Source organism: Micromonospora sp. S4605 (assembly GCF_003176715.1).
Taxonomy (GTDB): Bacteria; Actinomycetota; Actinomycetes; order Mycobacteriales; family Micromonosporaceae; genus Micromonospora; species Micromonospora echinaurantiaca.
The window spans coordinates 1-24,069 of sequence record NZ_QGSW01000298.1 but is presented as its reverse complement, the minus strand read 5'-3'; the positions used below and the strand labels follow the sequence as shown (position 1 = coordinate 24,069).

21 protein-coding genes and 2 riboswitches are annotated in these 24,069 nt (G+C 74.7%); of the genes, 9 read left to right on the top strand and 12 right to left on the bottom strand.

Annotated features, from left to right (window positions below):
* The first annotated feature begins 134 nt into the window (after positions 1-134).
* Positions 135-302, top strand: coding sequence for a hypothetical protein (locus DLJ47_RS36410; protein WP_172899407.1), 168 nt, complete (start codon positions 135-137; stop codon positions 300-302).
* Positions 303-356: 54 nt separating this feature from the next.
* On the opposite strand, the gene DLJ47_RS26845 is transcribed toward DLJ47_RS36410, so the two are convergent.
* The gene (locus DLJ47_RS26845) at positions 357-1,841 is read right to left on the bottom strand and encodes a PrsW family intramembrane metalloprotease (protein ID WP_109903979.1); all 1,485 of its coding nucleotides are present in this window, start codon (positions 1,839-1,841) and stop codon (positions 357-359) included.
* Positions 1,842-1,864: 23 nt separating this feature from the next.
* Positions 1,865-1,986: riboswitch (SAM riboswitch) on the top strand.
* A gap of 45 nt (positions 1,987-2,031) precedes the next feature.
* On the opposite strand from DLJ47_RS26845, the gene DLJ47_RS26840 reads away from it, so the two are divergent.
* Positions 2,032-3,291: an aminotransferase class V-fold PLP-dependent enzyme gene (locus tag DLJ47_RS26840; RefSeq protein ID WP_109903977.1), complete on the top strand. Its 1,260-nt coding sequence runs from the start codon at positions 2,032-2,034 to the stop codon at positions 3,289-3,291.
* Positions 3,292-3,324: 33 nt separating this feature from the next.
* Here DLJ47_RS26840 and DLJ47_RS26835 read toward each other — a convergent pair whose 3' ends face one another.
* A complete protein-coding gene (locus DLJ47_RS26835) occupies positions 3,325-4,608 on the bottom strand; it encodes an FUSC family protein (protein ID WP_233258033.1) in 1,284 nt (427 codons plus the stop codon).
* Between the two features lie 46 nt (positions 4,609-4,654).
* Here DLJ47_RS26835 and DLJ47_RS36405 point away from each other — a divergent pair, with 46 nt between their 5' ends.
* Positions 4,655-5,317: an HD domain-containing protein gene (locus DLJ47_RS36405; protein ID WP_199236019.1), complete on the top strand. Its 663-nt coding sequence runs from the start codon at positions 4,655-4,657 to the stop codon at positions 5,315-5,317.
* Here DLJ47_RS36405 and DLJ47_RS26830 read toward each other — a convergent pair.
* On the bottom strand, positions 5,262-5,573 hold the full coding sequence (locus DLJ47_RS26830) for a DUF4031 domain-containing protein (protein ID WP_199236018.1): 312 nt from the start codon (positions 5,571-5,573) through the stop codon (positions 5,262-5,264). The genes DLJ47_RS36405 and DLJ47_RS26830 overlap by 56 nt on opposite strands.
* A gap of 66 nt (positions 5,574-5,639) precedes the next feature.
* Between DLJ47_RS26830 and DLJ47_RS26825 the strand changes: the two genes are divergently transcribed.
* On the top strand, positions 5,640-7,040 hold the full coding sequence (locus tag DLJ47_RS26825; RefSeq protein WP_109903975.1) for an FAD-binding oxidoreductase: 1,401 nt from the start codon (positions 5,640-5,642) through the stop codon (positions 7,038-7,040).
* A gap of 56 nt (positions 7,041-7,096) precedes the next feature.
* Here DLJ47_RS26825 and DLJ47_RS26820 read toward each other — a convergent pair whose 3' ends face one another.
* Both DLJ47_RS26820 and DLJ47_RS26815 read right to left on the bottom strand, forming a co-directional pair.
* Positions 7,097-7,627, bottom strand: a complete 531-nt coding sequence (locus DLJ47_RS26820) for a hypothetical protein (protein ID WP_109903973.1) — start codon at positions 7,625-7,627, stop codon at positions 7,097-7,099.
* An 84-nt stretch (positions 7,628-7,711) separates the two neighbouring features.
* Positions 7,712-9,532 carry a glycerol-3-phosphate dehydrogenase/oxidase gene (locus DLJ47_RS26815; protein WP_109903983.1) on the bottom strand — a complete coding sequence of 607 codons (1,821 nt, stop codon included), beginning with the start codon at positions 9,530-9,532 and terminating at the stop codon, positions 7,712-7,714.
* A 79-nt stretch (positions 9,533-9,611) separates the two neighbouring features.
* Here DLJ47_RS26815 and DLJ47_RS26810 point away from each other — a divergent pair, with 79 nt between their 5' ends.
* The 3 genes from DLJ47_RS26810 to DLJ47_RS26800 all read left to right on the top strand — a co-directional run bounded on the left by DLJ47_RS26810 (position 9,612) and on the right by DLJ47_RS26800 (position 13,575).
* Entirely contained in the window at positions 9,612-12,230 is a 2,619-nt protein-coding gene (locus DLJ47_RS26810; protein WP_109903971.1) for a S8 family serine peptidase, read from the top strand.
* A gap of 84 nt (positions 12,231-12,314) precedes the next feature.
* Positions 12,315-13,241, top strand: coding sequence for a GNAT family N-acetyltransferase (locus tag DLJ47_RS26805; RefSeq protein ID WP_109903969.1), 927 nt, complete (start codon positions 12,315-12,317; stop codon positions 13,239-13,241).
* A gap of 88 nt (positions 13,242-13,329) precedes the next feature.
* Positions 13,330-13,575, top strand: coding sequence for a hypothetical protein (locus tag DLJ47_RS26800; RefSeq protein WP_088996273.1), 246 nt, complete (start codon positions 13,330-13,332; stop codon positions 13,573-13,575).
* A gap of 57 nt (positions 13,576-13,632) precedes the next feature.
* On the opposite strand, the gene groL is transcribed toward DLJ47_RS26800, so the two are convergent.
* The 3 genes from groL to DLJ47_RS26785 form a co-directional block, all read right to left on the bottom strand.
* Entirely contained in the window at positions 13,633-15,255 is a 1,623-nt protein-coding gene (gene groL / locus DLJ47_RS26795) for a chaperonin GroEL (protein WP_088996274.1), read from the bottom strand.
* A 274-nt stretch (positions 15,256-15,529) separates the two neighbouring features.
* On the bottom strand, positions 15,530-16,879 hold the full coding sequence (locus tag DLJ47_RS26790; RefSeq protein ID WP_109903967.1) for a hypothetical protein: 1,350 nt from the start codon (positions 16,877-16,879) through the stop codon (positions 15,530-15,532).
* A gap of 103 nt (positions 16,880-16,982) precedes the next feature.
* A complete protein-coding gene (locus DLJ47_RS26785; RefSeq protein ID WP_013288855.1) occupies positions 16,983-17,186 on the bottom strand; it encodes a cold-shock protein in 204 nt (67 codons plus the stop codon).
* 219 nt (positions 17,187-17,405) lie between these two features.
* Here DLJ47_RS26785 and DLJ47_RS26780 point away from each other — a divergent pair, with 219 nt between their 5' ends.
* Positions 17,406-17,936 (top strand): GNAT family N-acetyltransferase, encoded by a 531-nt coding sequence (locus tag DLJ47_RS26780; protein WP_109903965.1) that lies wholly within the window; start codon positions 17,406-17,408, stop codon positions 17,934-17,936.
* A gap of 191 nt (positions 17,937-18,127) precedes the next feature.
* Here the strand turns inward: DLJ47_RS26780 and paaN are convergent, their stop codons facing one another.
* From paaN to DLJ47_RS26760, 4 genes are all read right to left on the bottom strand, one after another.
* Positions 18,128-19,801 (bottom strand): phenylacetic acid degradation protein PaaN, encoded by a 1,674-nt coding sequence (gene paaN / locus DLJ47_RS26775; RefSeq protein ID WP_199236017.1) that lies wholly within the window; start codon positions 19,799-19,801, stop codon positions 18,128-18,130.
* 52 nt (positions 19,802-19,853) lie between these two features.
* Entirely contained in the window at positions 19,854-20,873 is a 1,020-nt protein-coding gene (locus DLJ47_RS26770) for a GNAT family N-acetyltransferase (RefSeq protein ID WP_109903961.1), read from the bottom strand.
* A gap of 304 nt (positions 20,874-21,177) precedes the next feature.
* Positions 21,178-22,464, bottom strand: a complete 1,287-nt coding sequence (gene thrC / locus DLJ47_RS26765) for a threonine synthase (RefSeq protein WP_109903959.1) — start codon at positions 22,462-22,464, stop codon at positions 21,178-21,180.
* An 11-nt stretch (positions 22,465-22,475) separates the two neighbouring features.
* Positions 22,476-22,611, bottom strand: a riboswitch (SAM riboswitch).
* A gap of 75 nt (positions 22,612-22,686) precedes the next feature.
* Positions 22,687-23,667, bottom strand: coding sequence for a DMT family transporter (locus DLJ47_RS26760; RefSeq protein ID WP_109903957.1), 981 nt, complete (start codon positions 23,665-23,667; stop codon positions 22,687-22,689).
* 91 nt (positions 23,668-23,758) lie between these two features.
* Between DLJ47_RS26760 and DLJ47_RS26755 the strand changes: the two genes are divergently transcribed.
* A partial coding sequence (locus DLJ47_RS26755; RefSeq protein ID WP_109903981.1) for an ArsR/SmtB family transcription factor occupies positions 23,759-24,069 on the top strand: 311 nt, incomplete at its 3' end.

Sequence of the window (24,069 nt, the reverse complement as noted above, 5' to 3'; positions counted from 1 at the left end):
CCGGCTGACGCCGCTGATCCGCGCCCGGCCCGCCCCGGCTGACGCCGGCCAGGGCCGGCCGCGGGCGCGGCCGGCCTCGTTTGCACCGCTCCCCGCCGGGAAGCCAGCCGCACCACCGGCCCTGGGGAGGGACGATGCCGGAACTGGTGAAGAAGGTGTTGCTCTGGGGCTTCGTCGCGTTCCTGATCTACTTCATGGCGTTCCGGCCGGAGGGCGCGGCGGAGATGTTCAAGGCGATCGGGGCGGGGCTGATGGCGATGTTCCAGGGCTTCGGCGACTTCCTCACCAGCCTGATGACCTGACCGGCCGGGCACCCGGGCCGGCCCGAGGCGCGGGCGCCCGGCGGGGCCCCGGCGTCAGGGGCGCCCGGGCGGCCAGGGCGTTGCCGGGCGCGGGCCGGGCCAGCCGTAGCCGGTTGGGAAGACCGGCGGCGGTGGCGGGGCCAGCACCACCGGGATCGGCACCACCGGCTCGTCGGGCGCCTCCACCGGTCGCTGCGAGCCGTCCGGGAAGCGCAGGTGGTAGCGGTGCCCGTCCCAGGTCCCGGCCGGCGCCTGCGGATCCCTCCCCACGAAGTACGCCCGGTACGCGGTGATCGCGTCCAGCAGCTCCCGTTCCTCCCGTGCCGTCCGCTCCCTGTCCACCGGCCGGCGGTCCAGCCCACGCAGCGCCCCGTCGCGCAGCAGCGCCAACCGGGTCGCCGCGAACTGGTAGCCGCGCATCGCCTTCACCCCGGCGTCGCCGCCCACCCGGCGGGCCCACACCCGGGCCGCGTGCCGGCGCCCGAGGCTGCTCAGCGCGGCCACCTCGGGCGGGGTGAGCCAGCCGGCCTTGACGTAGTCGGGCAGGGTCCGCTCGGTGAGCCGCCCCTCCCAGGCGCGCAGCCACACCGCCAGCCCGACCATGCCGAAGAAGATCGGCACCATCACGCCGATGAAGCCGTACAGCATGATCAGCGCCTGGCCGGTGGCCTGGGTGAGGGTCGGCAGCAGGTTCCAGGTGCCGTGCAGCATCATCGCCAGCAGCAGGCCGGCGACCGGAGCGAGGAACCGGACCCGCCGGTCCGCAGTCCGTGCGGCGATGCCCAGGCCGACGCCGGTCATCGAGGTGAACAGCGGGTGGGCGAAGCCGAAGAGCAGGATCCGGACGATGAAGATCGCGATCACCTGCTGCGCGCCGGTCGCCGGGCCGTACCGGTCCACGCCCGACGCGTAGCCGTAGCCGCCCAGGTAGAGGATGTTCTCCACCATGGCGAAGCCGACCGCGGAGAGCCCGCAGTAGACCAGGCCGTCGGTGATCCCGGACCACTCCCGGCGCCGGAACACCAGCAGCAGGATCGGCCCGAGCGCCTTGGTCAACTCCTCGATGAACGGCGCCACCAGCACCGCGGTCAGCGCGGTCGGCAGGCCCATCTCGGCGAACAGGCCGGCCGCGAACCCGTTGACCTCCAGCGAAGCGGCGGTGGAGACGAACGCACCCCAGGCGAAGCAGAAGACCAGGTACTTGAGCGGTTCCGGTTCGTACCGGTCGAGCCAGAGGAAGCAGGCCACCAGCACCGGGACCGGCAGGATCGCCGCGGCCACGCCGATCAGCAGCGCCTCGATGCCGAGCTCGTCGTTCAACACGGACACCATGTAGATCGCGCAGGCGGTGATCAGCAGGAACACCCCGACCAGCACGAGGATCCGCCGCCAGCCCAGCCGGCGGCCCGGCATCGCGGGGGTGCCGGCGGGCACGACGGCGACGGCGGGCGCGGTGGGCGACGGCGGTCGGGAACCGCCGGGCGGGGTGTCGGCCATGCGGTCAGCGTAGTCACCCCCGGCCCGCTGTTCCGGGCGCATCGGTGGCCGCTATGCTGCGGTCAGGTCACGAGCGCCAGCGTCAAGCCCCGGCTTGCTGGCCGGCAACCCTCGTCGAGGTTCGCGGTGGGGTGCCCCGGGTGATGACCGGGCCCGGCCCGATCCGCGCGCCGGGCAAGCGCGGACCCCGCCCTGCGCCCGCCCCGGGGTCCCTGGACCCGGAGGTCGTGCCATGACCGTCACCCTCGTACCCCCGTCGCACCGCACCCGCACCGCGCCCCCGGCCGGGCTCGACGTGCTCGGCGTGCCCGGCGAGATCAACCTGGACTACGCGGCCACCGCGCCGTGCGCGCGGGCCGCGGCCGACGCGGTGGCCGAGCTGCTTCCCTGGTACGCCAGCGTGCACCGCGGCGCCGGGGCGCTGTCGCGGCGCTGCACGCTCGCCTACGAGCGGGCCCGGCAGACCGTCGGCGACTTCTTCGGCGCCCGCGCCGACGACCACGTGGTCTTCACCCGCAACACCACCGACGCGCTGAACCTGCTGGCCCGGGCGCTGCCGGCGGGCACCACGGTGGTCACCTTCGCCGGCGAGCACCACGCCAACCTGCTGCCCTGGCCGCGCGGCTCGGTCCGGCTGCCGGTGCCCGGCTCGCCGGGCGAGGCGGTACGCGCGCTGGACGCCGCCCTCGGCGAGCTGCGCCGCGACGCCAGCCCCGGCGTGCCGGTGCTGGTCGCGGTGACCGGGGCGAGCAACGTGACCGGGGAACGCTGGCCGGTGGCCGAGCTGGCCCGGGTGGCCCGGCGGCACCACGCCCGGATCGCGGTGGACGCCGCGCAGCTCGCCCCGCACGCCCCGGTCGACCTGCTCGCCCTCGACGTGGACTACCTGGCCGTCTCCGGGCACAAGCTGTACGCGCCGTTCGGCGCCGGGGTGCTGATCGGGCGGGGCGACTGGCTGGACGCCGCACCGCCGTACCTGGCGGGCGGGGGCGCGACCAGCCACGTCGGGGCGGCCACCCACGACGTACGGTGGGCGACCGGCCCGGCGCGGCACGAGGCGGGCACCCCGAACCTGCTCGGCGCGGTGGCGCTGGCGGCGGTCTGCGCGGCGCTCGACGGCGCCGACCGGGCCGCGCTGCACGACCGCGAGCAGGAGCTGCTGGCCCGGCTCCGGGACGGGATGGCGGCCCTGCCGCACGTGGTGGAGCTGCGCACCTTCGGCCCGGACGCGCCGCGGGTGGGCATCGTGTCGTTCGTGGTGGCCGGCCGGGACTCGTCGGCGGTGGCGGCGGAGCTGGCCCGCGAGCACGGCATCGGCGTCCGGGACGGCCTGTTCTGCGCCCACCCGCTGGCCCGCCGGCTGCTCACCGAGGCGGCGAACCGCAGCGGCCGGCGCGACCTGCCACCGACCGCGCTGCGCGCCAGCATCGGCCTGGGCAGCACCACCGAGCACGTGGACACGCTCCTCGCCGCGCTGGCCGCCCTCGGCTGACCGGCCGCGCCCGAGGGGCTGTCACCCGGCGGGTCAGCCCACCGGCGGGGCGGTCGGCGGCTTCGGGGCGGTCTCCGGCGCGCTCTCGCCGGTGGGCCGCTCCAGGTCGCCGAAGGACTCCCGGATCAGCCGGTTCGCGTCCTCCTGACCGACTCCGGAGGCCACCATCAGGTCGCTGGCGGTGGTGCGCACCTGGGCGATCACCACGCTGCCGGAGAACCCGACCCCCTGGGCGTACGCCCGGCCGGCCTCGCTGACCGCGCGCAGCGCGCACTCCCGGGCCTTCTCCGGCTCCTCGTTGCTGGCGAACTCGTGCTTGAGCAGGCGGACCGACTCGGCGAGGTGCGCGACCGCGTCCGGCATCGGCTCGGGCACCGACTCCTCGTCCTCGATCAGGGTGACCGCGCGGCGGATCAGCGTGCCGCTGTTGCGCATCGCCCGGTCGATCGGGTCGGCCGCCTCGGCGTAGTGGGTGAGTTCGTCGCGCCGGTGCCAGCGGGCCGGCGACAGGGTGACGGTCTCCTTGGCCCCCTCGATCGCTTCGCTGAAGGTGGCCAGCTCCTCCTTGTTGTCGCGGAGCCTTTCCAGCGCCCGCTGGACCGCGTCCCGGTCCCGGCTGCGCAACCCCTCGGCCGTGGCGTCCAACTGGGCGGCGAGCAGGTCCAGCGCGGGCCGGGCGGCCCGGTTGATCACCCGTAGCGGGTTGAGCGGGAGCAGGACCGCGGTCACCAGCAGCGCGATCCCGCCGCCGACGAACGCGTCGACGAACCGGGGGATCTCCAGGTTCTCGGTGGACGGGGTCAGCGTGACGATCAGCACGGCGGTGGCGGCGGCCTGGATGACGATCCCCACGCTGGCGCCGGCGAAGACGGTCAGGATGACGGCCAGCGTGACCACCAGTCCGAGCTGCCACGGTCCGGTGCCGACGAAGTAGATCAGTACGTCGCCGAGGAAGACGCCGATCGCCACCCCGACGATCAGCTCCAAGGTCCGGCGGAACCGCTGCCCCACCGAGACGGCGAGGGTGCCCACCGCGGAGATCGGCGCGAAGACCGGCTGCGGGTTGCCGAGCAGCTCGTGCGCCGCCAGCCAGGACAGTCCGGCGGCCACCCCGGCCTGCAGCGCCAGCCCCATCGCCAGCCGCACCCGGTGCAGCCGGTCGTGCAGGGTGGCCCTGCCGCGCTGCCGCAGCTCCCGGGTGGCCTCCTCGACCTGCGGGAAGTCGGGTTCCTCCCGCTTCCGGTGCAGCACGACCCGGCGCAGCAGCGAACGGGTCCGGTACCGGGACAACGGCATGGCCGGGACTACCCGCACCACCGCGGGTGAATCCTCGCCTTCGGCGATCTGCGGCAGACTCGTCCAGATGGCGGAACTGATCGACCGGTGGCGGCGGGCGGCGCGGGACGCCGGGGCGCCCGACGGGGCGGCCCTGACCGCGACCGGGGAGGAACTGCTGGCCCGCTGGCGGGAGCCGCACCGGCACTACCACACGCCGCGGCACCTGACCGCTGTGCTGGACGTGGTGGACGCGTACGCGACGTCGGCCGGACGGCCGGACCTGGTCCGGCTGGCGGCCTGGTGCCACGACGCGGTCTACGACCCCCGCGCCCCCGGTGACGCCAACGAACGGGACAGCGCCGCGCTGGCCGGGGAGCTGCTCACCGGGCTGGGGCTGCCGGCCGACGCGGTGGCTGAGGTCCGCCGGCTGGTGCTGCTCACCGCCGGGCACGCGGTGGACCCGGCCGACCCCGACGGGGCCCTGCTCTGCGACGCCGACCTGGCCGTGCTGGCCGCGCCCCGACCGGCGTACGACCGGTACGCCGCCGCCGTCCGCCGGGAGTACGCGCACGTGCCCGAGCCGGCGTTCCGGGCCGGACGGGCCCGGGTGCTGGCCGGCCTGCTGGCCCTGCCGGCGCTGTTCCGGCTGCCCCCGCTGGCCCGGCGCTGGGAGGCCGCCGCCCGGGCGAACCTCACCCGCGAGCTGGCCGCGCTGACCGGGCCGGCGCCCGATCGGGAGCCGACCTGACCAGGTGCTTCGGCCGGCGCAGGCCGGCCACGCGGAGCAGCCGGACCAGTTCCCGGCTCGGCACCACCCGGGCGCCCAGCCAGACCGCAGCGGCGAACCGCTCGGCCGGGATGTCGTAGTGGTCCCGGTCGAAGCCCCGGCGCGGCACGCCCAGCATCTCGGCGAAGGCGTGCAACTCGGCGAGGGAGACGTCGCTGATCAGATGCGACCAGAGCCGCCCCCGCCACGGCCAGGCGGGCCGGTCCAGATACAGCATGGCGGCAAATCTAGCCCGCCCCGGTGCGGTTGATGATCGCCTGACGGCGACCGTAGCCTTCCCCGCATGGCCGGATCCCCCCTGCTCGACGACCTGCGGGCCGCGCTCGGCGACGACGCGGTGCTGACCGACCCGGACCTGCTCCGGATGCACGAGCGGGACGAGGCGGACCTCTGCGCCGCCGGCACCCCACTGGTGGTCACCCGGCCGCGCGGCACCGAGGAGGTGGCCGCGGTGGTCCGGGCGGCCGCCCGGCACGGCGTACCGGTGGTGCCGCAGGGCGCACGGACCGGGCTGGCCGGCGCGGCGAACGCGGTGGACGGCGCGGTGGTGCTGAGCACTGTCGCGATGGACGCCATCCTGGAGATCGACCCGGTGAGCCGGATCGCCGTGGTCCAGCCCGGGGTGGTCAACGCGACGCTCGCCGCCGCGGTGGCCAAGCAGGGGCTGTGGTATCCGCCCGACCCCGGCTCCTGGGAGTCCTCCACCATCGGCGGCAACGTCGCCACCAACGCGGGCGGGATGTGCTGCGTCAAGTACGGGGTCACCACCGAGTACGTGCTCGGCCTGGAGGTGGTGCTCGCCAGCGGCGAGGTGCTGCGCACCGGCCGGCGGACCGCCAAGGGGGTCGCCGGCTACGACCTCACCCGACTCTTCGTCGGCTCGGAGGGCACGCTCGGGATCATCACCGAGGTGACCGTGGCGCTGCGCCCCACCCCGGCGGAGTCGCTGACCCTGGTCGCGGTCTTCCCGTCCACCGCGGCGGCCGGCGACGCGGTGGCCGGGATCGCCGCCCGGGGCCTCTCCCCCAGCCTGCTGGAACTGCTCGACCAGACGCACCTGCGGGCGATCGAGGCGTACCGGCCGATGGGGCTGCGCACCGACGCCCAGGCGCTGCTGCTGGCCGCCGCCGACACCGGCTCCCGGGCCGCCGACGACCTGGCCGTGCTGGCCGAGGTCTGCACCGCGGCCGGCGCCGACGAGGTGTACGCGGCCACCGACACGGTCGAGGCGGCGGCGCTGTTGCAGGCCCGCCGGCTGGCCCACCCGGCGATGGAGAAGTTCGCCGCGGACGCGTTCCCGGGCGGCAACGGCGGACTGGTCATCGACGACGTGGCGGTGCCCCGCGGGTCGCTGGCCGCGCTGCTCGACGGGGTGGCCCGGATCGCGGCCGAGTGCGACGTGCCGATCGGCGTGGTCGGGCACGCCGGGGACGGCAACATGCACCCGAACATCGTGGTCGACCGGGCCGACCCGGCGAGCCTGGCGCGCGGCCGGCGGGCCTTCGACGAGATCATGCGGCTCGGCCTGGAGCTGGGCGGCACCTGCACCGGCGAGCACGGGGTGGGCCTGCTCAAGCGGGACTGGCTGGCCCGCGAGATCGGCCCGGTCGGGGTCCGGGTGCACCAGGCGGTCAAGGCCGCGCTGGACCCGACGGGTCTGCTGAACCCCGGCAAGGTGCTCTGACCCGACCACCGGCGCCGCCGGTCCGGCGGGCCGTGCCGACGTCCGGCCCGCTCGCGTCAGGCGGTGGGCTCGGCGGGGGTGGCCTGGGTGAGCAGCAGCAGGATCTCGTACGCCACCAGCGGCTGCTCCTCGCCCGGGCAGTCCTGGGTGGTGATCATGCCGACCGAGGTGAGCAGGCTGGAGGTGAGCGCGTCGATGCAGGTCACCCGGTACTGCCGGGCCTGATCGGTCTCCTGCGGCAGCCGCGGGTCGTCGAGCAGCACCTGGAGCCGCCGCACCTGCTCGGCGCCGAGCACGCCGGACGAGGTCACGCCGTCGCCGGCACAGTCGACGCACTCCCACCGGCCGTCCGGCTCCACGTTCAGCGTGCGCAGCGGGCCGTTCGAGCCGAGCTTCTGCAGCAGGCTGACCTTGCCCTTCCCGACGGTCGCCGCGCCGCCCAGCCCGGGCTGCACCGCCATCGACTCGGCCGGTCGCGATGTCGGTTCGTCGTCGGCGTTGCCGGGGCGTGTGCAGCCGGCGAGGCTGACGGCCAAAAGGGCGGCGACGGAGAACGAAACCAGACGGAACCGGAAAGCGGGGACCACGCGCCGCAACCTACCCCACCGTAGGTAGCGCCGGAACCCGTCGAGCGTACCGAGATCGTTGCGTAACGTTACCGGCCGGTTAGGTTACCGTGACGAGGAGGGGAGTTCGGCCGCGTCGCCGTCGGAACCCCGGTCCCGGACGAAGCCGCCCCGTACGTCGGGCGCGCCCAGCCGGGCCGCGTCGGCCGCGACGTCGTCCGGCATCTGCTGCGACTGCCGCTCGGCCGCCACCCGGGCCCGGTAGTTCTCCACCTCGCGGGCGCGGGTCGCCGCGTCCCAGCCGAGCACCGCGCCCATCAGTTCCGCGGCGTGCTCGGCCGACTCCAGTCCCCGGTGGCTGGTCTCGAAGGAGATCCGGGTACGGCGGGTGAGCACGTCCTCCAGGTGCAGCGCCCCCTCGGCCCGGGCCGCGTAGGTCACCTCCGCCGCCAGGTACTCCGGCGCGCCGGCCAGCGGGGAGGCGAGCAGCGGGTCCGCCTCGATCAGCGCGAGCAGGTCGAGGGTGAGGGTCCCGTAGCGCTCCAGCAGGTGCTCGGCCACCCCGACCGGCACCCCGTGCCGGCGGGCCAGGTCGGCCCGGTCCCGCCACATCGCGGCGTAGCCGTCCGCCCCGAGCAGCGGCAGGTCGGCGGTGCGCGACGGGCGTACGCCGCCGAGCCGGCGGGCGGCGCGGTCGACCACGTCCGAGGCCATCACCCGGTACGTCGTGTACTTGCCCCCGGCGACCAGCAGCAGCCCGAGCATCGGCTCGAAGACCGCGTGCTCGCGGGACAGCTTGGAGGTGGAGTCGGCCTCGCCGGCCAGCAGCGGCCGCAGCCCGGCGTAGACGCCCTCGATGTCGTCCCGGGTGAGCGGCCGGTCCAGCACCGTGTTGACCTGCTGGAGCAGGTAGTCGATGTCGCGGGCGGAGGCGGCCGGGTGGGACCGGTCGAGCCGCCAGTCGGTGTCCGTGGTGCCGATGATCCAGTGCCCGCCCCAGGGGATGACGAAGAGCACGCTGGTCGCGGTGCGCAGGATCAGCCCGGTCTCGCCGGTGATCGCCGAGCGGGGCACCACCAGGTGCACCCCCTTGGAGGCGCGCACCCGGATGCCGGGGCGCAGCCCGACGTCGTTGAGCATCCGGGACATGTCGTCGCTCCACACCCCGGTGGCGGCGATGACGGTGCGGGCCTGCACCTCGAACTCGGCGTCCGGCGAACCGGCGGGCGCCTCCAGATCGCGCACCCGGACCCCGGTCACCTCGCGGGCCTGCCGGATCAACCCGACCGCCCGGGCGCTGCTCACCACGGTCGCGCCCAGGCTGGCCGCGGTGCGGGCCAGGGTGACCACCAGCCGGGCGTCGTCGACCTGGCCGTCGTAGTAGCGGATCGCGCCGGCCAGCCCCTCGGCCTTCAGGCTGGGGAAGACCCGCCGCGCGCCCTCGCGGGTCAGGTGCCGGTGCAGCGGCATGCCCCGGCCGCCCCCGAAGACGCCCGCGAAGGCGTCGTAGGTGGCCACCCCGGCGCCGTAGTAGGAGCGGCGGAAGAGCCGACCCGGCACGTCGCGGACGCCCCGACCGGCGGGCAGCGGGACGAGGAACGGCACCGGGCGGACCAGGTGCGGCGCCAGCCGGGTGGCGAGCAGGCCGCGCTCGGTGAGCGCCTCGTGGACCAGGTGGAACTCCAACTGCTCCAGGTAGCGCAGCCCGCCGTGGATCAGCTTGCTGGAGCGGCTGGAGGTGCCGGCGGCGTAGTCGCGCGCCTCCACCAGGGCCACCTTCAGCCCGCGCGAGGCGGCGTCCAGGGCGGCGCCGGCGCCGGTCACGCCACCGCCGATGACCAGCACGTCGAACCGCTCGGCCCGGAGCCGGCGCAGGTCGTCGGCGCGGCGCTCCGGGGAGAGCTGACCGGCGACTGATCGGGACACGTTCGGGTCGCGCACCCGTCCACCGTAGCCGTCGCGGGCACTCCGGCGGCAGGCGGCGCTCGGGCCGTACTGTCTGGGGATGCAGGTCGGTCCCCCGTCACCCACCGGTCCGTACGTGCCGCAGCCCCCGCCCGCGCCGGCCCGGCCCAGCCCGTGGGCGGTGGTGGCGGCCGCGCTAGCCGGCGGCTGGATCGTCGGGTGCACCGTGCTCACCCAGGCCGGCGGATGGCTGACCGACCAGGTGCTGCTGGCCAGCGGGCTGGACCGGCTGTCCTGGCTCTGGCCGGCGCTCGGCCTGCCGGCCGTCCTGCTGGCCGGCACGCCCGCGCTGCTGCTGGCGCTGCTGCCGCGCTCGGCGGCGGTCCGGGCCACCGGCCGCGCCTGGCTGGCCGGGGTGCTGGTGCTCGCCGCGCTCGGGCTGCTCCGCGCCATCCCGCCGGTGCACCACGAGGCGTACCTCGCGGCGCTGGCCGGCACCGCCGCGCTGGCCGCCACCGTCCTGGCCCGGCTGGCCCGCCGCCGCCGCGCGGTGGGCGGCCCGCCCTCGACGGGCCCCGGCGTTCCGGCACCAGCGGGTCCGACCCCGGCCGACGCCTCGACTCCGGCACACCCGGCCGTGGCCGGCTCCGGCAGCGGCCCGGACCTTGCGGCGCCGGAACCAGCGGGGCCGGGAGCGGCGGGGCCGCGAGCGGCGGGCGTTGACGGCCGACCGGTGCCGGCTGCCCGGGGCCGCCGGCCGGGCGGTCTCACCCTGCTCGGCGTTGCCGGCGGGCTGGTGCTGCTGGTGCCCTGGGTCTGGCTGGGCGCGCTCGGCGGGCCGCTGGAGACCGGGCTCGCCGCGCTGGCGGCGGCCGCCCTCGGCGCGCTGGCCGGGGCGCTGCTGGACGCCGGCTTCTGGGCCCCGTTCGCGGTCGGTGAGCCGCCCCGGCCGGCCCGGCTGGTGCTGGTCGGTGGGCTGGTCGCCGGGGTGGCCCTGCTGCTGCTGGCCGCCGGGATCGGCCAGTCCGGGGCGCAGCTGCCGCTGCTGCTGACCCTGCCGCCGGCCGGCTTCGCGCTGGCCGCTCTCCAGGCGGCGGCCCGCCGTCCCGGCGCCGGCCCGGCCGCCGACAGCGCCGCGGCCGGCTGGCTGGTCGGGCTCGCCGTGCTCGGCCCGCTGGCCTTCACCGACCCGGAAGAGATCAGCCTGGTCCTCACCAACACCCGCGACGTGCCGTTCTGGGTGGCGGCCGCCGCCGGTGCGGGGCTCGCCGTCGCGGCCCTGCTGGCCGTCGCGTACGGGGTGCTGCTGGCCCGGCCGCGCGGCCGCACGCCGAGCCGGCGGGTAGCCGCGGTGACCGCCGCGACCCTGCTGGTGGCGACCGGGGTGATCGCGGCCGGCCCCGGCCAGCCCGGCCTGCACGGCGAGCGGCTGCTGGTGGTGCTGCGCGAGCAGGCCGACCTGACCGGGCTGCCGGCCGGCGCGCCGGGGCGGGCCGGCCGGGACGCCCGCGCGGCCGAGGTCTACCGCCGACTGGTGGCCACCGCCGACCGCAGCCAGGCCGAACTGCGCCGTGACCTGCGCCGGCTGCGGCTGCCGCACACCCCGTACTACCTGGTCAACGCGGTGGAGGTCGCCGGCGGGCCGGGGGTGCGGGCCTGGCTCGCCGGCCGGCCGGAGGTGAACCGGGTGCTGGTCAGCCAACGGCTGCGGCCGCTGCCGGCGCCGGCCGGGATCAGCCGGGGCACCGCCCCCGCCCCGACCGGTCCGGAGTGGAACATCCGGCTGATCGGCGCGGACCGGGTCTGGTCACAGCTCGGCGTGGACGGCTCCGGCGTCGTGGTGGGCAGCTCCGACTCCGGGGTGGACGGCGGGCACCCGGCGCTCGCCGGCGGCTTCCGGGGCGGCGACGACTCCTGGTACGACCCGTGGAACGGCACCCGCGCGCCGGCCGACCGGGGCGGGCACGGCACCCACACGGTGGGCAGCGCGGTGGGCCGGGGCGGCGTCGGGGTGGCCCCCGGCGCCCAGTGGGTGGGCTGCGTCAACCTGGACCGCAACCTCGGCAACCCGGCGTACTACCTGGACTGCCTCCAGTTCATGCTGGCGCCCTTCCCGCCCGGCGGGGACCCGTTCACCGACGGCCGGCCGTCCCGGGCGCCGGACATCCTCACCAACTCGTGGGGCTGCCCGTCGATCGAGGGCTGTGATCCCCGGGTGCTCCGCCCGGCCACCGCCGCGCTGGACGCCGCCGGCATCCTGGTGGTGGCCGCCGCCGGCAACACCGGGCCGTACTGCGGGTCGATCGACGACCCGCCCGCGCCGTACCCGGACGTGCTGACCGTGGGGGCGGTGGACCGGCAGCGCCGGGTCACCAGCTTCTCCTCGCGCGGGCCGGCGCCGGGTGGCGCGGCCAAGCCGGACCTGGTGGCGCCGGGTGCCGAGGTGGTCTCCGCGATGCCCGGCGGCGGGTACGCCCGGCTCGACGGCACCTCGATGGCCACCCCGCAGGTGGCCGGCGTGGTGGCGCTGATGTGGTCGGCGAACCCGGCGCTGGTCGGCGACCTGGCCCGGACCCGGCAGCTCCTGCGGGAGACGGCCAGCCCGGCGATCGCCAGCCACCGCTCCCGCGACCCGGCCGACGCCTGCGGGGGCGACCGGAACATCACCGGCGCCGGTCTGGTCGACGCGTACGCCGCCGTCCGGGCTGCCCGCTCCTGAGCCGCCGGAGAGCCCGGGCGGGACCACGGTGGTCGCGCGCGGCCCTTGCGCACCCCGGTACCCGGTGATCTAGGGTCGGCCACCATGGACGCGGAGATCGTCGAGCTGAGCGCCGACCGGACGCCGGCCGTGGTGCAGCTGTGCCGCCGGGCGCTGGACCTGCCGGAGGACGCGGCCGAGGCCGCCGAGATCGTGGCCGCCCTCTGGACCCGGGCCGGCGTCGACCGGCCGGTGGTCGCGCTGGGCGCGTACCGGGACGGGGATTTGGTCGGGGCGCTGGTCTGCTCGGTCGCCACCGCCGACCCGCGGCTCGGGCACGTGGACCTGGTGGCGGTCGACCCGGGCGTGCGACGCCGGGGGGTCGGGCGGGCGCTGCTCGGGCACGCCGAGCGGCGGCTGGCCGAGCTGGGCGTGGCCGAGGTGCTGCTGGCCGGCAACCCGCCCCACTACGCCTGGCCCGGCATCGACGTGCGGTACACCCCGGCGGTTTGCGCCGCGCTGGCGCTCGGCTACCGGCAGGACCGGACGGCCTGGAACATGACCGCCGACCTGTCGTACCCGGGGTCGCCGGCGCTGCGGTCCACCGAGGACGCCGAGCGGCGGCTGGCCGGGCAGGGCGTCACCGTCCGCCGGGCCGAGCCGGCCGACCTGCCGGCGCTGACCGCGTTCGCCCGGTCCACCTTCGGCGGCGCCTGGGACGCCGAGCTGCTCGGCTCGGTCGGCCGGGACGGGGCGGGCTGCCACCTGGCGGAGCGGGACGGCGAGGTGCTCGGCTTCGCCGCGTACGGGTCGAGCCGGCCGAGTTGGTTCGGGCCGATGGGCACCGCCCCGGCGGCCGAGGGCTCCGGCATCGGCGGGGTGCTGCTGCGCCGCTGCCTGCGCGACCAGCACGCGGCCGGGCTGGCCGCGGCGCAGATCGGCTGGGTCGGGCCGGTGCCGTTCTACTCGGGCAGCGCGGGCGCCCGGATCGAGCGGGTCTTCTTCCTGTACCGCAGGACGCTCGACGCGTGACCGGGGCGAACGGGACATAGATCCCGATAACGCCGTTCAGCCACCGCGCCGACCGCCGCCTCCTACGGTTTCGGTAGAGGAGGCAGCCATGACCACGGACGACGAACATACCGACGACGTCCAGCCCGTCACCTGGACCCCGGTCGGCGAACTCCCCGGGCAACTGCCGTTCGACCGGCTCGACTACGGCGACGCCGAACAACTGGCGGAGATGGCCGGCGCCGAGGAGGCCGAGGCCGAGGAGCCGCTGGAGATGGTCGACGCGCCGATCCAGCTCCGGCCGCCGTACGACCGGGCACAGAAGCGGCGTAACCAGCGCCCGTTGCCCACCTGACGACGAAACGGGGCGGACCGCGTCAGCGGCCCGCCCCGTTTCCGGTCGGAACTGGACTCAGAAGTCCATGTCCCCGCCACCCGGGCCAGCCGGGGCGGCCGGGGTCTTCTCCGGCTTGTCCGCCACGACGGCCTCGGTGGTGAGGAACAGCGCCGCGATCGACGACGCGTTCTGCAGCGCCGAACGGGTCACCTTGGCCGGGTCGATGATGCCCGCGGCCAGCAGGTCCACGTACTCGCCGTTGGCGGCGTTGAGGCCGTGGCCCGCCTCCAGGTTGCGCACGTGCTCGACGACCACGCCGCCCTCGAGGCCGGCGTTGACGGCGATCTGCCGCAGCGGGGCGTCCAGCGCAATCTTGACGATCTGCGCGCCGGTCGCCTCGTCGCCGGTCAGGTCCAGCTTGTCGAAGGCGGTCTTGCCGGCCTGCACCAGCGCGACGCCACCACCCGGGACGATGCCCTCCTCGACGGCGGCCTTCGCGTTGCGGACGGCGTCCTCGATGCGGTGCTTGCGCTCCTTCAGCTCGACCTCGGTGGCCGCGCCGACCTTGATCACCGCAACACCGCCGGCCAGCTTGGCCAGGCGCTCCTGCAGCTTCTCCCGGTCGTAGTCGGAGTCGCTCTTGTCGATCTCGGCCCGGATCTGGTTCACCCGGCCCTGGATCTGCTCGGCGTCACCGGCGCCGTCGACGATGGTGGTCTCGTCCTTGGTCACCACGACCTTGCGGGCGCGGCCCAGCATGTCGAGGCCGACGGCGTCGAGCTTGAGGCCGACCTCCTCGCTGATGACCTGGCCACCGGTGAGGATGGCGATGTCGGTGAGCATGGCCTTGCGGCGGTCACCGAAGCCCGGCGCCTTGACGGCGACCGACTTGAAGGTGCCGCGGACCTTGTTGACCACCAGGGTGGCCAGGGCCTCGCCCTCCAGGTCCTCGGCGATGATCAGCAGCGGCTTGCCGCCCTGCATGACCTTCTCGAGGATCGGGAGCAGGTCCTTCACCGACGAGATCTTGCTGTTGACGATCAGGATGTACGGGTCGTCGAAGACGGCCTCCATACGCTCCGGGTCGGTCATGAAGTACGCGGAGATGTAGCCCTTGTCGAAGCGCATACCCTCGGTGAGCTCCAGCTCCAGGCCGAAGGTGTTGCTCTCCTCGACGGTGATGACGCCTTCCTTGCCGACCTTGTCCATCGCCTCGGCGATGATCTCGCCGACGCTGGTGTCACCAGCCGAGATGGAGGCGGTGGAGGCGATCTGTTCCTTGGTCTCCACGTCCTTGGCGAGCTTGAGCAGCTCCTCCGAGACGCTGGCCACGGCGGCCTCGATGCCCCGCTTCAGGGCCATCGGGTTGGCGCCGGCGGCCACGTTGCGCAGGCCCTCACGAACCAGGGCCTGGGCCAGGACGGTCGCCGTCGTCGTGCCGTCACCGGCCACGTCGTCGGTCTTCTTGGCGACCTCCTTGACCAGCTCGGCGCCGATCTTCTCGTACGGGTCCTCGAGCTCGATCTCCTTGGCGATGCTCACACCATCGTTGGTGATGGTGGGGGCACCCCACTTCTTCTCGAGCACGACGTTGCGGCCCTTGGGGCCGAGCGTCACCTTCACGGCGTCGGCGAGCTGGTTCATGCCCCGCTCGAGGCCGCGGCGCGCCTCTTCGTCGAACGCGATCATCTTGGCCATACGGCGTTGTCCTCCTGGACACTCACGGGCCACCCGAGTGTGTGTCCCGGATGGGCCGCCTGGTGTACGCACCTTGGGACGTCGCCACCGGATGACGGCGACGCCTCCTCGGCCGGGCCGGATAGCCCGCGACGACCGGCCACGTGCCTCGCCAGCGGTTGTCCCGCCGGCGTGGCCGCGACCCCACCGCCCCGACCATTGGCACTCACAGGTTGCGAGTGCCAATGACTTGTTTAGCACTCTCCCTGGGCGAGTGCAAGCACGATCCCCCCGGTCAGCCGAGTTCGCCGGCCAGCCGGGCCGCGTTCACCGGGCCCTCGTGGGCGCGCTGCTCGGCGTAGGTCACGACCAGGCCGACGAGCTGTACGACGTGCGCCGGCAGCGCCAGCACCGCGGCGGCCAGGATGACCATGGTCACGCCGACCGCCGAGCCCGCGGAGTCGAGTGGAGTGAGGCCGAACGGCAGCGTGCCGACCGCCTCGACCACCCCGGCCACCATCGACCCGACGATCACCGCGGCGACCACCATCGCCACCCGGCCGAGCAGCAGGCCCAGCCGGTCGTGGAACATCCGCCAGGCCCGGCCGATCGGGGCCTGCCGCTCGAAGAGCCAGACCGGGCCGGCCATGCTCAGCGCGAACGCGAAGTAGATGCCGGGGATCACGCAGAGGCAGGTGCCCAGCGCGACGATCAGGCCGATCAGCAGGGTCCAGCCCCAGAGCCCGAGCGCCCGGCGCAGCCCGTACCGCAGCGCGGCGCCCAGCCCCACCGGCTCGCCGGCCGCCTGCCGGGCGACCACCCAACTGCCGGCGGCCCACCCCACGCTCTGCACCAGCCCGAAGAGCAGGCTGCCGCCGATCAGCACGCCGAGCATGATGGCCAGGTCGGTGAGGAAGGTGTCCGGCAGCGCGGCCGGGTCCTGGCCGGCCGTGGCGTCCCAGCCGGCCGTCGGGTCGACCGCCAGGCTGATCACCGACAGCGCCGCCGCCGGCAGCACCTGGGTGAGCAGCAGGATCGGCAGCAGCAGCCGCCAGCCGCGGCGGATCGCGCCGACGCACCGGTCGAACCAGCCGGAAACCCCCGCCCCGGGCGGGGTGACCAGCGGGTCGGTCGGGTCGAAGCCGTAGCCGGGCGGGTACCAGCCCGGCTGACCGAGCGCCGGCTGCGGATACCCGGGCACGCCGTACCCGCCGGTCGGGAACCCGCCGGTGGGCGGCGTCGGCCATCCCGGCCCGCCGGCGGCCGGCGGCCAGCCCTGCGGACCGTACGGGGTGACGCCACCCGGCCACGCCTGCGGGGCGGCGGGATCCCACGCCGAGGGCTGCTGCGCCCCGGTAGGTGGCGGCGCGGCCGGGTCCCACGGCTGGGGTTGCTGCGCGCCGGCTGGTTGCGGCGCGGCCGGGTCCCACGGTTGGGTCGGCTGGGCGGCCGGGCCGGTCGCTCCGGGCGGTTGCGGCGCCGTGGGATCCCCCGGCTGGTCGGCCGGAGGCCGCGGAGCGGTCGGGTCCCCGGACTGAGCGGCACCGGACGGCTCCGCCGGCTGGTTGGCGCCCGGAGCGGGGTCGCCCGCGCCGGGTGCGCCGGGGGTGGGGGACGACGCGTCCGGGGGCGGCTGGTCGGACATGAACCCTCCTCAGCGACAGCTGGAACGGCTCACGATCTTTCCTGGTGCGGTGCTCGCACCGCAGCCCCGCCCACCCGGTGCGTCGGAACGTGGGGGCGCCGGATCAGGCGATGACGCGCACCCGCTCGGCCTGCGGCCCCTTCTGGCCCTGGGCGATCTCGAACTCCACCCGCTGGCCGTCGTCCAGCGCCTTGTAGCCGTCCATCTCGATCGCGGAGAAGTGGACGAAGACGTCCTGCCCGCCGTCGACGGCGATGAAGCCGTAGCCCTTTTCGGCGTTGAACCACTTCACGGTGCCCTGTGCCACGGTGCACTTCCTCACTCTGCGCGGCGTACCACAACCCGGAGGCCGGCACGCCGGCATCCCGGGGCCACCGTTCAGCGATCGGCGACGACCGCTGAAAGGGTGACCGAAATCGCACGCTACACGAGGCGTGACCACGGTGCACGACCACAAATCGGGCGTATTCCGTTTGATCGCCGGCTCGTCGGGATCGCCGTACGTCGTTGTGGTAGGCATGCGGGCATGACCAGCGATCCGGGCGGGCCGGGCCGCCGGGTGGCGGAGGTCCGGCGGGTCCGGCCGCGGGACGCCGCCCGGATGCGGGCGCTGCGCCTGGAGATGCTCGCCGACGCGCCGCTGGCGTTCCTGGAGACCCTGGCCGACGCGGCAGCCCGGCCGCACGCCGACTTCGCCGCCCGGATCGCGTACACCTCGACCGGCACCGACACCGCGCAGTTCGTGGCCGACCCCGGTGGCCGGTTCGTCGGGCACGCCGGCGGCACGACGATCCCGACCGAGCCCGGCCTCACCGTGATCTACGCGGTCTACGTGACCCCGACCTGGCGCGGCAGTGGACTGCTCGCCGAACTGGTCGAGGCGGTGGCGCAGTGGTCCCGGGCGTGCGGCCGGCCCGAGCTGATGCTGGAGGTGGTGGTCGGCAACGACCGCGCCTACCGGGCCTACCAGCGGCTGGGCTTCGTCGACACCGGCGTCCGGGTGCCCCACCCCACCATCCCGGCCCTCACCGAACTACAAATGCGCCGCCCCGCCTGATACGTAAGCCGCCCGGCTTACCCCCATTTGGGGTGCTGCCGCAGGTTGCCGCGTTACTAATCCCAAACCCGGGAACCCAACCCGAGGCAGCACCCCGAAGATCACCACCCCCAGGGCCCGGAGTCCCGACGCAGAACGACCCGGAAACCCCAACCGCAACCACGGGCTGCCCCGGAACCCCAACCGCAACCTCAGACGTGACGACGCGACTGCACGATCCGGAACCGGTTGGCCACGTAAGCCCCGTCCGTCAGCGCCGCGTTCGCCGCCGGGTTGGCGCCGCTGCCGTGGAAGTCGGAGAAGGCCGCCGACTGGTTCACGAACACCCCGCCGGTCAGGTTGCAGGACAGGTGCACCCCGACCTCGATGGCCGCCGCCTCGGCGGCGTCCAGCACCGCCTCGTCGGTGGAGTAGACGCCAGCGGTGAGCGCGCCCTTCTCGCCGACGGTCTTCCGCATGATCTCCAGGCTGTGCGCGGTCGAGTCGGTGGGGATGACGAACGAGATCGGCCCGAACCACTCCCGGCCGTAGGTCGCGGTGTCGTCCGCGCCGACCTTGACCACCGTCGGGGTGCGGACCACCGCGCCGGGGAAGGCCGGGTGCTCGACGGTACGCGACTCCAGCACCGGCTCGCCGACCTTGGTCACCTCGTCCAGCCGTTCCAGCACGCCGTCGTTGACGATCGCACCGGTGAGCTCGACGCCGCGGGCCGGATCGCCGGTGAGCTTGCCGACCGCGGCGGCGATTCCGCCGGCCACCTCGTCGAAGCTCTTGTGCCCCTGGTCGGTCTCGATGCCGCCGGCGGGAATCAGGATGTTCTGCGAGGTGGTGCACATCTGGCCGCTGTAGAGGGTCAGCGTGAAGCCGAGGTTGCGGCACATCCCGGCGAAGTCGTCGGTGGAGTCGATCACCACCGTGTTCAGGCCGGCCTTCTCGGTGTAGACCGCGGCCTGCCGGGCGTTGGCCTCCAGCCAGTCGCCGTACTCGGTGGAGCCGGTGAAGTCGACGATCTTCACGGCCGGGTGCAGGGCCAGCGTCGAGGCGAGCTTCTCGCCCGGGGCCTCGGCGGCCAGCAGCACCAGGTTGGGGTCGAAGCCGGCCTCGGCGAGCACCTCGCGGGCGTACCGGACGGTGATCGCGAGCGGCAGGACGGCACGCGGGTGCGGCTTGACGATCACCGGGTTGCCGGTGACCAGGGAGGCGAACAGCCCGGGGTAGGAGTTCCAGGTCGGGAAGGTGTTGCAGCCGATGACCAGGCCCACCCCGCGGGGCACCACGTGGAAGGTCTTGGTCATCCGCAGCGGGTCGCCCTTGCCGGCCGCCTTCTCCCAGCCGGCCGTCCCCGGGTGCCGGGTCATCTCCGCGTACGCGTAGGCGAGCGCCTCCAGCGCCCGGTCCAGGGCGTGCGCGCCGCCGGCCTGGAAGGCCATCACGAACGCCTGCCCGCTGGTGAACTGCACAGCGTTGGCCAGCTCGAAGATGTGCTTGTGCAGCCGGTCGAGGATCTCCAGGCAGACGCCCACCCGGGCCCGCGGGCCGGCGTCACGCCACGCGGGCAGCGCGGCGGTCGCGGCGGCGACCAGCTCGTCGGCGCCCGCGTGCGGGTAACGGACGTCCAGCGGCACGCCGAACGGGCTGGTCTCGGTGGCGACCCGGTCGCCGGTGCCCGGCTGGTCGAGGGGGAAGTCGCCGCCCAGGTACGCCTCGAAGGCGGCCTTGCCGTCGGCGGCGGCGGTCTCGCCGTACACCCGGGGGCTGGGTGACTCGGGGTAGGCGGACCAGTACCCGCGCTCCGTGATCGCGGTCAGCGCCCGGTCGAGGGTGTCGGCGTGCCTGTCGTACAGGGGGTGCGGGGTCTCCGTCATGCCCGCCATCATGCAACAGGTGACACCAAAATCAGTAGGCCCGTGTCACAACTCAGATCGTCAGCTGCCAGTCGGTCCAGCCGTCGACCGGGCGGAAGCCGAGCTGCTCGTTGATCCGCACCATGTGCGCGTTCTCGGCCGCGTTGAAGGTGTCGATCACGCGCACCGCCGGCTCGTGGGCCAGCAGGTGGCGCAGGTTCTCGATCTTGCTGAGCAGGCCGAGCCGGTGACTGCGGTGCTCCGGGTCGACGATGGTGATCTGCTGGAACGCGTGCCAGTCGGCGGACGCGCCGACGTCGAGCAGCGTCCAGGCGACCAGCCGTCCGGACTCCTCGTGGCGTACCGCGGTGTGGTAGCGCCGCCGGCCGCGGGCGTCCAGCGCCCGTTCGGTGCCCCGAACCCGTTCGGCGTCCACCCGCTCCGCCTCCCAGTGCAGGTCGCCGGTGGGTGAGTCGGTCATCAGCCGGCCGTCCAGGTAGGCGATGTCGGCGAGGTGCTCCTCCGGCGTCCGGCCGCGCCACTGGATCGTCCGGTAGCCCGCGGCGCCGCCCCGGGCCTCGGCGAGCAGCGCGTCCAGCCCCGCCTGATCGAGCCGGGTGGCGTCGAGCCGGCGCCGGACCTCGAGGAGCGCCGGGTGCGCGCCCAGCGCGGCGGCGAATGCCGCACCGGCCGCCGGGCGGGACGGGCCACCGGGCAGCGCGGAGACCGCCATCCCGACCACCCGCTTGCGACCCCGCTCGCGCAGCAGCCGTACGCCGTGCTCGTGCAACGCCCGGCCGACCCCACGCCGCCGATGGGCCGGGTGCACGATCAGGTCGGCGGTGGCGTTGTCGGTGTTGTCCAGTTCCGGCAGGTCCAGGGCGAGATAGCCGGACGGTTCGCCGTCCAGCCGGGCCAGCGCCCAGAGCGCGGCGGTGCCCGGCATCGGGTGCCGGACGGCGGCCTCGAACCGGCGCCGGCAGAACGGCGGGAAGTCGGGCAGGTCGGCGTCGTTGGCCGCGGCGCCGACCCGGTAGGCCGCGTCGATCGCGGCCTGGTCGGCTGCCTCGATCGGCGCGATCGTGATGCTCATGCAGCGAGGGTGCGCCCCGGAACGACGATCGGGCCAGCGAATTTCGCCGGCCCGATCGGAGGTTGGTCGGGAGGGACGCTCGCACAACGCCGCCGGCGTTGGGTCGTAAGGACTCGCAAGTCTTTCGGCGATACGCCCTCCCGCACGGAGCATCTTGCGCCGTCCGGTTCCTACCGTCAAGTCCTCGACGGCGGGTTTTCCGCACCCAGAGCGAAAAGCCCGTTACCCGGCGGATCGGCCGCATCCCCCGTCCGGGTGATCCGGGCCTCCGGCGAGCGGTCGGGAGCGCCGCGCCGGGCGGGAGTCAGCCGAGCAGGCCGGCGTCGCGGGCGGCGCGCAGCGACGGCTTGATCCGGTGGGTAGGGCCGACCTGGCCGGCGACCGCGTCGAGGGTCTTGAGCCCCTCGCCGGTGTTGAAGACCACGGTCTCCGCGGCCGGGTCGAGCCGGCCCGACTCGACCAGCTTGCGCAGCACCGCCACGGTCACCCCGCCGGCGGTCTCGGCGAACACCCCGGTGGTCCGGGCGAGCAGCCGGATGCCGGCGCGGATCTCGTCGTCGTCGACGTACTCCATCCAGCCGCCGGTACGCCGCACCGCCTCCAGTGCGTAGAGGCCGGCGGCCGGGTCGCCGATGTTCAGCGACTTGGCGATGCCGGTCGGCTTGACCGGGGTGATGGTGTCCGTGCCGGCGTGCAGCGCGGTGGCGATCGGGTTGCAGCCGGCCGACTGGGCGCCGAACACCTTCCAGCCGCCGGCCGGGGCCTCGACCAGACCGATCTCGACCAGTTCGGCGAACGCCTTGTCGATCTTGGTGAGCAGCTCGCCGCTGGCCATCGGGATCACCACCTGGGCGGGGATCCGCCAGCCGAGCTGCTCGGCCACCTCGTAGCCGAGCGTCTTGGACCCCTCGGCGTAGTAGGGGCGCACGTTCACGTTGACGAACGCGGTGTCCTCGAACTCGTCGGTCTCCACCAGTTCGCCGCAGAGCCGGTTCACGTCGTCGTACGAGCCGTCGATGGCGACCAGGTCGCCGCCGTAGACGGCGGTGGTGACCACCTTGCCCTGTTCCAGGTCGCTGGGGATGAAGACCACCGACGGCGCGCCGACCCGGGCCGCGTGCGCGGCGACCGAGTTGGCCAGGTTGCCGGTCGAGGCGCAGGCGAACCGGCTGAAACCGAGCGCCCGGGCGGCGGTCAGCGCCACCGACACCACCCGGTCCTTGAACGAGTGGGTCGGGTTGGCGCTGTCGTCCTTGACCCACAGCGGCGCGGTGATGCCCAGCTCGGCGGCGAGGTGCGGGGCGGCGACCAGCGGGGTGAGCCCCGGGTCGAGCGTCACCCGGGTCGCCGGGTCCTGGCCGGCGGGCAGCAGCGCCGCGTACCGCCAGAGGTTGGCCGGGCCGGCCTCGATCTGCTCACGGGTGACCTTGGCCAGCTCGGCGGCGTCGTAGTCGACCTCCAGCGGGCCGAAACACTCGTAACAGGCGTGCTGGGCGGCGAGCGGGTAGCGGGCCGAGCAGGCGCGGCAGACCAGGGCGCGGGCGGGGCTGGCGGAGGTGTCGATGCCGGAGGCGGCGAGCGTCGACGTCATGTCGAGGAGTCCTCTCATCTTTCCCCGCATCGCACTCTGCGGCGGGGACGGAATTGGCACCTGCCCCGCCGGTCGCTCAGCGGTGAGCGCGCGGGGTGGTTGCCGGGGCGTCGTCGGGCCGTATCCCTCAGCCCCTCTGGATGAGGTATGCAGTTGTGCCGCCGAGTCTATGCACTCTCCCCCGGGTACCTCTGCCGGGTTCCCACGGTGTGAGCGGGCCCGCTACCGGCCGACCACGGCGACCGGGTCGACCACCGCCACCGAGTCGGCGACGGCCACCGCCTCGGCGTGGTTGGTCCGGCGCGGCCGGGTGGCGCGGCGCGGACGGGTGACCAGGTTGGCGGCGACCAGGGCGGCGATGGTGAGCGCCACGCCGACCAGTTCCACCGCTCCGGGCCGGTAGCCGCGGGCGATCTGCACCGCGAACGTGGTCACCGGCACCAGGTTCATGAACAGCGCGGCGTTGGCCGCACCGAGCCGCTGCACGCCGGTGTTCCAGGCCAGCACCGCGACCACCGCGGCCACGATGACGGCGTACGCCAACTGCGGGGCGACCGCGACGAGGTCGGCGGCGGCCGGCACGTGCTGCCAGCCGGCCAGGTCGGCCAGCACGCTCGCGGCCAGCATGGCGAGCGTGCCGGCGAGCGAGGTGAGCGTGGTGTAGCGCAGCGGCGACCAGTCGCCGAACCGGCTCCCGCCGTGCGTGTAGACCGCCCAGCCGAGCACCGCGCCGGTCGTCAGCAGCGCGCCCACGCCGAACTCGCCCAGGCCGTCCAGCCGGCCGCGGGTGAGCACCAGACCGATGCCGACCAGCGCCACCAGGGAGAGCGCGAAGAGCGCCGGGCGCGGGCGTACGCCGTCGCGCGCCCAGCGGACCAGCTGGGTGACCAGCGGGATGGTGGCGGCGAAGAGCGCGATCTGCTGCGGGGCGGCCTGCCCGAGCGCCAGGTTGATCAGCAGGTTGAAGCCGGCGAACCCGAGGACGCCGAGCGCCACGATCTCGGTGGCCCGGCCGGCGGGCCGCAATGCACCGCCGCCCTCGCGGAACAGCAGCAGGGCGACCAGGATCGCGGTGGCCAGGACGTACCGGGCGGTGGTCAGGTTGAGCGCGTCGACCCGGACCAGCGCGCTGGCCAGGACGGGAAACATCACCCCCCAGCTCAGCACGGCGAGCAGGGGGAAGGCGGCGGCCCGAGAGCGCATCCACAACTCCTATGTTCGAGTATCTTCGAACCAACGTCCCTGACCCTAGGAGCTTGTTCGACGAATGTCGAACAAGGGTTACACTGGTCACATGGAGCTGCACGAACCCGAGTTGCGCGACGTGCCGGTCACCGCCGTACTGGCCGCGTTGGCCGACGATGTCCGGCTCCAGATCGTCCGCGCGCTCGCCGACGGCGGCGGCGAGTACGCCTGCGGCACCTTCGAGTTCGGCGTCTCCAAGGCCACCCGCAGCCACCACCTCAAGGTGCTGCGCGAGGCCGGGCTCACCCGCACCCGGGTCGCCGGCACCAGCCGCTTCGTCCGGCTGCGCCGCGAGGAGCTGGACCGCCTCTACCCCGGCCTGCTCGACGCGGTCCTCACCGCCCCGACCCTCACCCCGCC

Coding starts and splice junctions, on each gene's coding strand:
- DLJ47_RS36410 (WP_172899407.1), top strand. CDS start 135: ATGCCGGAACTGGTGAAGAAGGTGTTGCTCTGGGGCTTCGTCGCGTTC.
- DLJ47_RS26845 (WP_109903979.1), bottom strand. CDS start 1,841: ATGCGCCCGGAACAGCGGGCCGGGGGTGACTACGCTGACCGCATGGCC.
- DLJ47_RS26840 (WP_109903977.1), top strand. CDS start 2,032: ATGACCGTCACCCTCGTACCCCCGTCGCACCGCACCCGCACCGCGCCC.
- DLJ47_RS36405 (WP_199236019.1), top strand. CDS start 4,655: ATGGCGGAACTGATCGACCGGTGGCGGCGGGCGGCGCGGGACGCCGGG.
- DLJ47_RS26830 (WP_199236018.1), bottom strand. CDS start 5,573: ATGCTGTATCTGGACCGGCCCGCCTGGCCGTGGCGGGGGCGGCTCTGG.
- DLJ47_RS26825 (WP_109903975.1), top strand. CDS start 5,640: ATGGCCGGATCCCCCCTGCTCGACGACCTGCGGGCCGCGCTCGGCGAC.
- DLJ47_RS26810 (WP_109903971.1), top strand. CDS start 9,612: ATGCAGGTCGGTCCCCCGTCACCCACCGGTCCGTACGTGCCGCAGCCC.
- DLJ47_RS26805 (WP_109903969.1), top strand. CDS start 12,315: ATGGACGCGGAGATCGTCGAGCTGAGCGCCGACCGGACGCCGGCCGTG.
- DLJ47_RS26800 (WP_088996273.1), top strand. CDS start 13,330: ATGACCACGGACGACGAACATACCGACGACGTCCAGCCCGTCACCTGG.
- groL (WP_088996274.1), bottom strand. CDS start 15,255: ATGGCCAAGATGATCGCGTTCGACGAAGAGGCGCGCCGCGGCCTCGAG.
- DLJ47_RS26790 (WP_109903967.1), bottom strand. CDS start 16,879: ATGTCCGACCAGCCGCCCCCGGACGCGTCGTCCCCCACCCCCGGCGCA.
- DLJ47_RS26780 (WP_109903965.1), top strand. CDS start 17,406: ATGACCAGCGATCCGGGCGGGCCGGGCCGCCGGGTGGCGGAGGTCCGG.
- paaN (WP_199236017.1), bottom strand. CDS start 19,801: ATGACGGAGACCCCGCACCCCCTGTACGACAGGCACGCCGACACCCTC.
- DLJ47_RS26770 (WP_109903961.1), bottom strand. CDS start 20,873: ATGAGCATCACGATCGCGCCGATCGAGGCAGCCGACCAGGCCGCGATC.
- thrC (WP_109903959.1), bottom strand. CDS start 22,464: ATGACGTCGACGCTCGCCGCCTCCGGCATCGACACCTCCGCCAGCCCC.
- DLJ47_RS26760 (WP_109903957.1), bottom strand. CDS start 23,667: ATGCGCTCTCGGGCCGCCGCCTTCCCCCTGCTCGCCGTGCTGAGCTGG.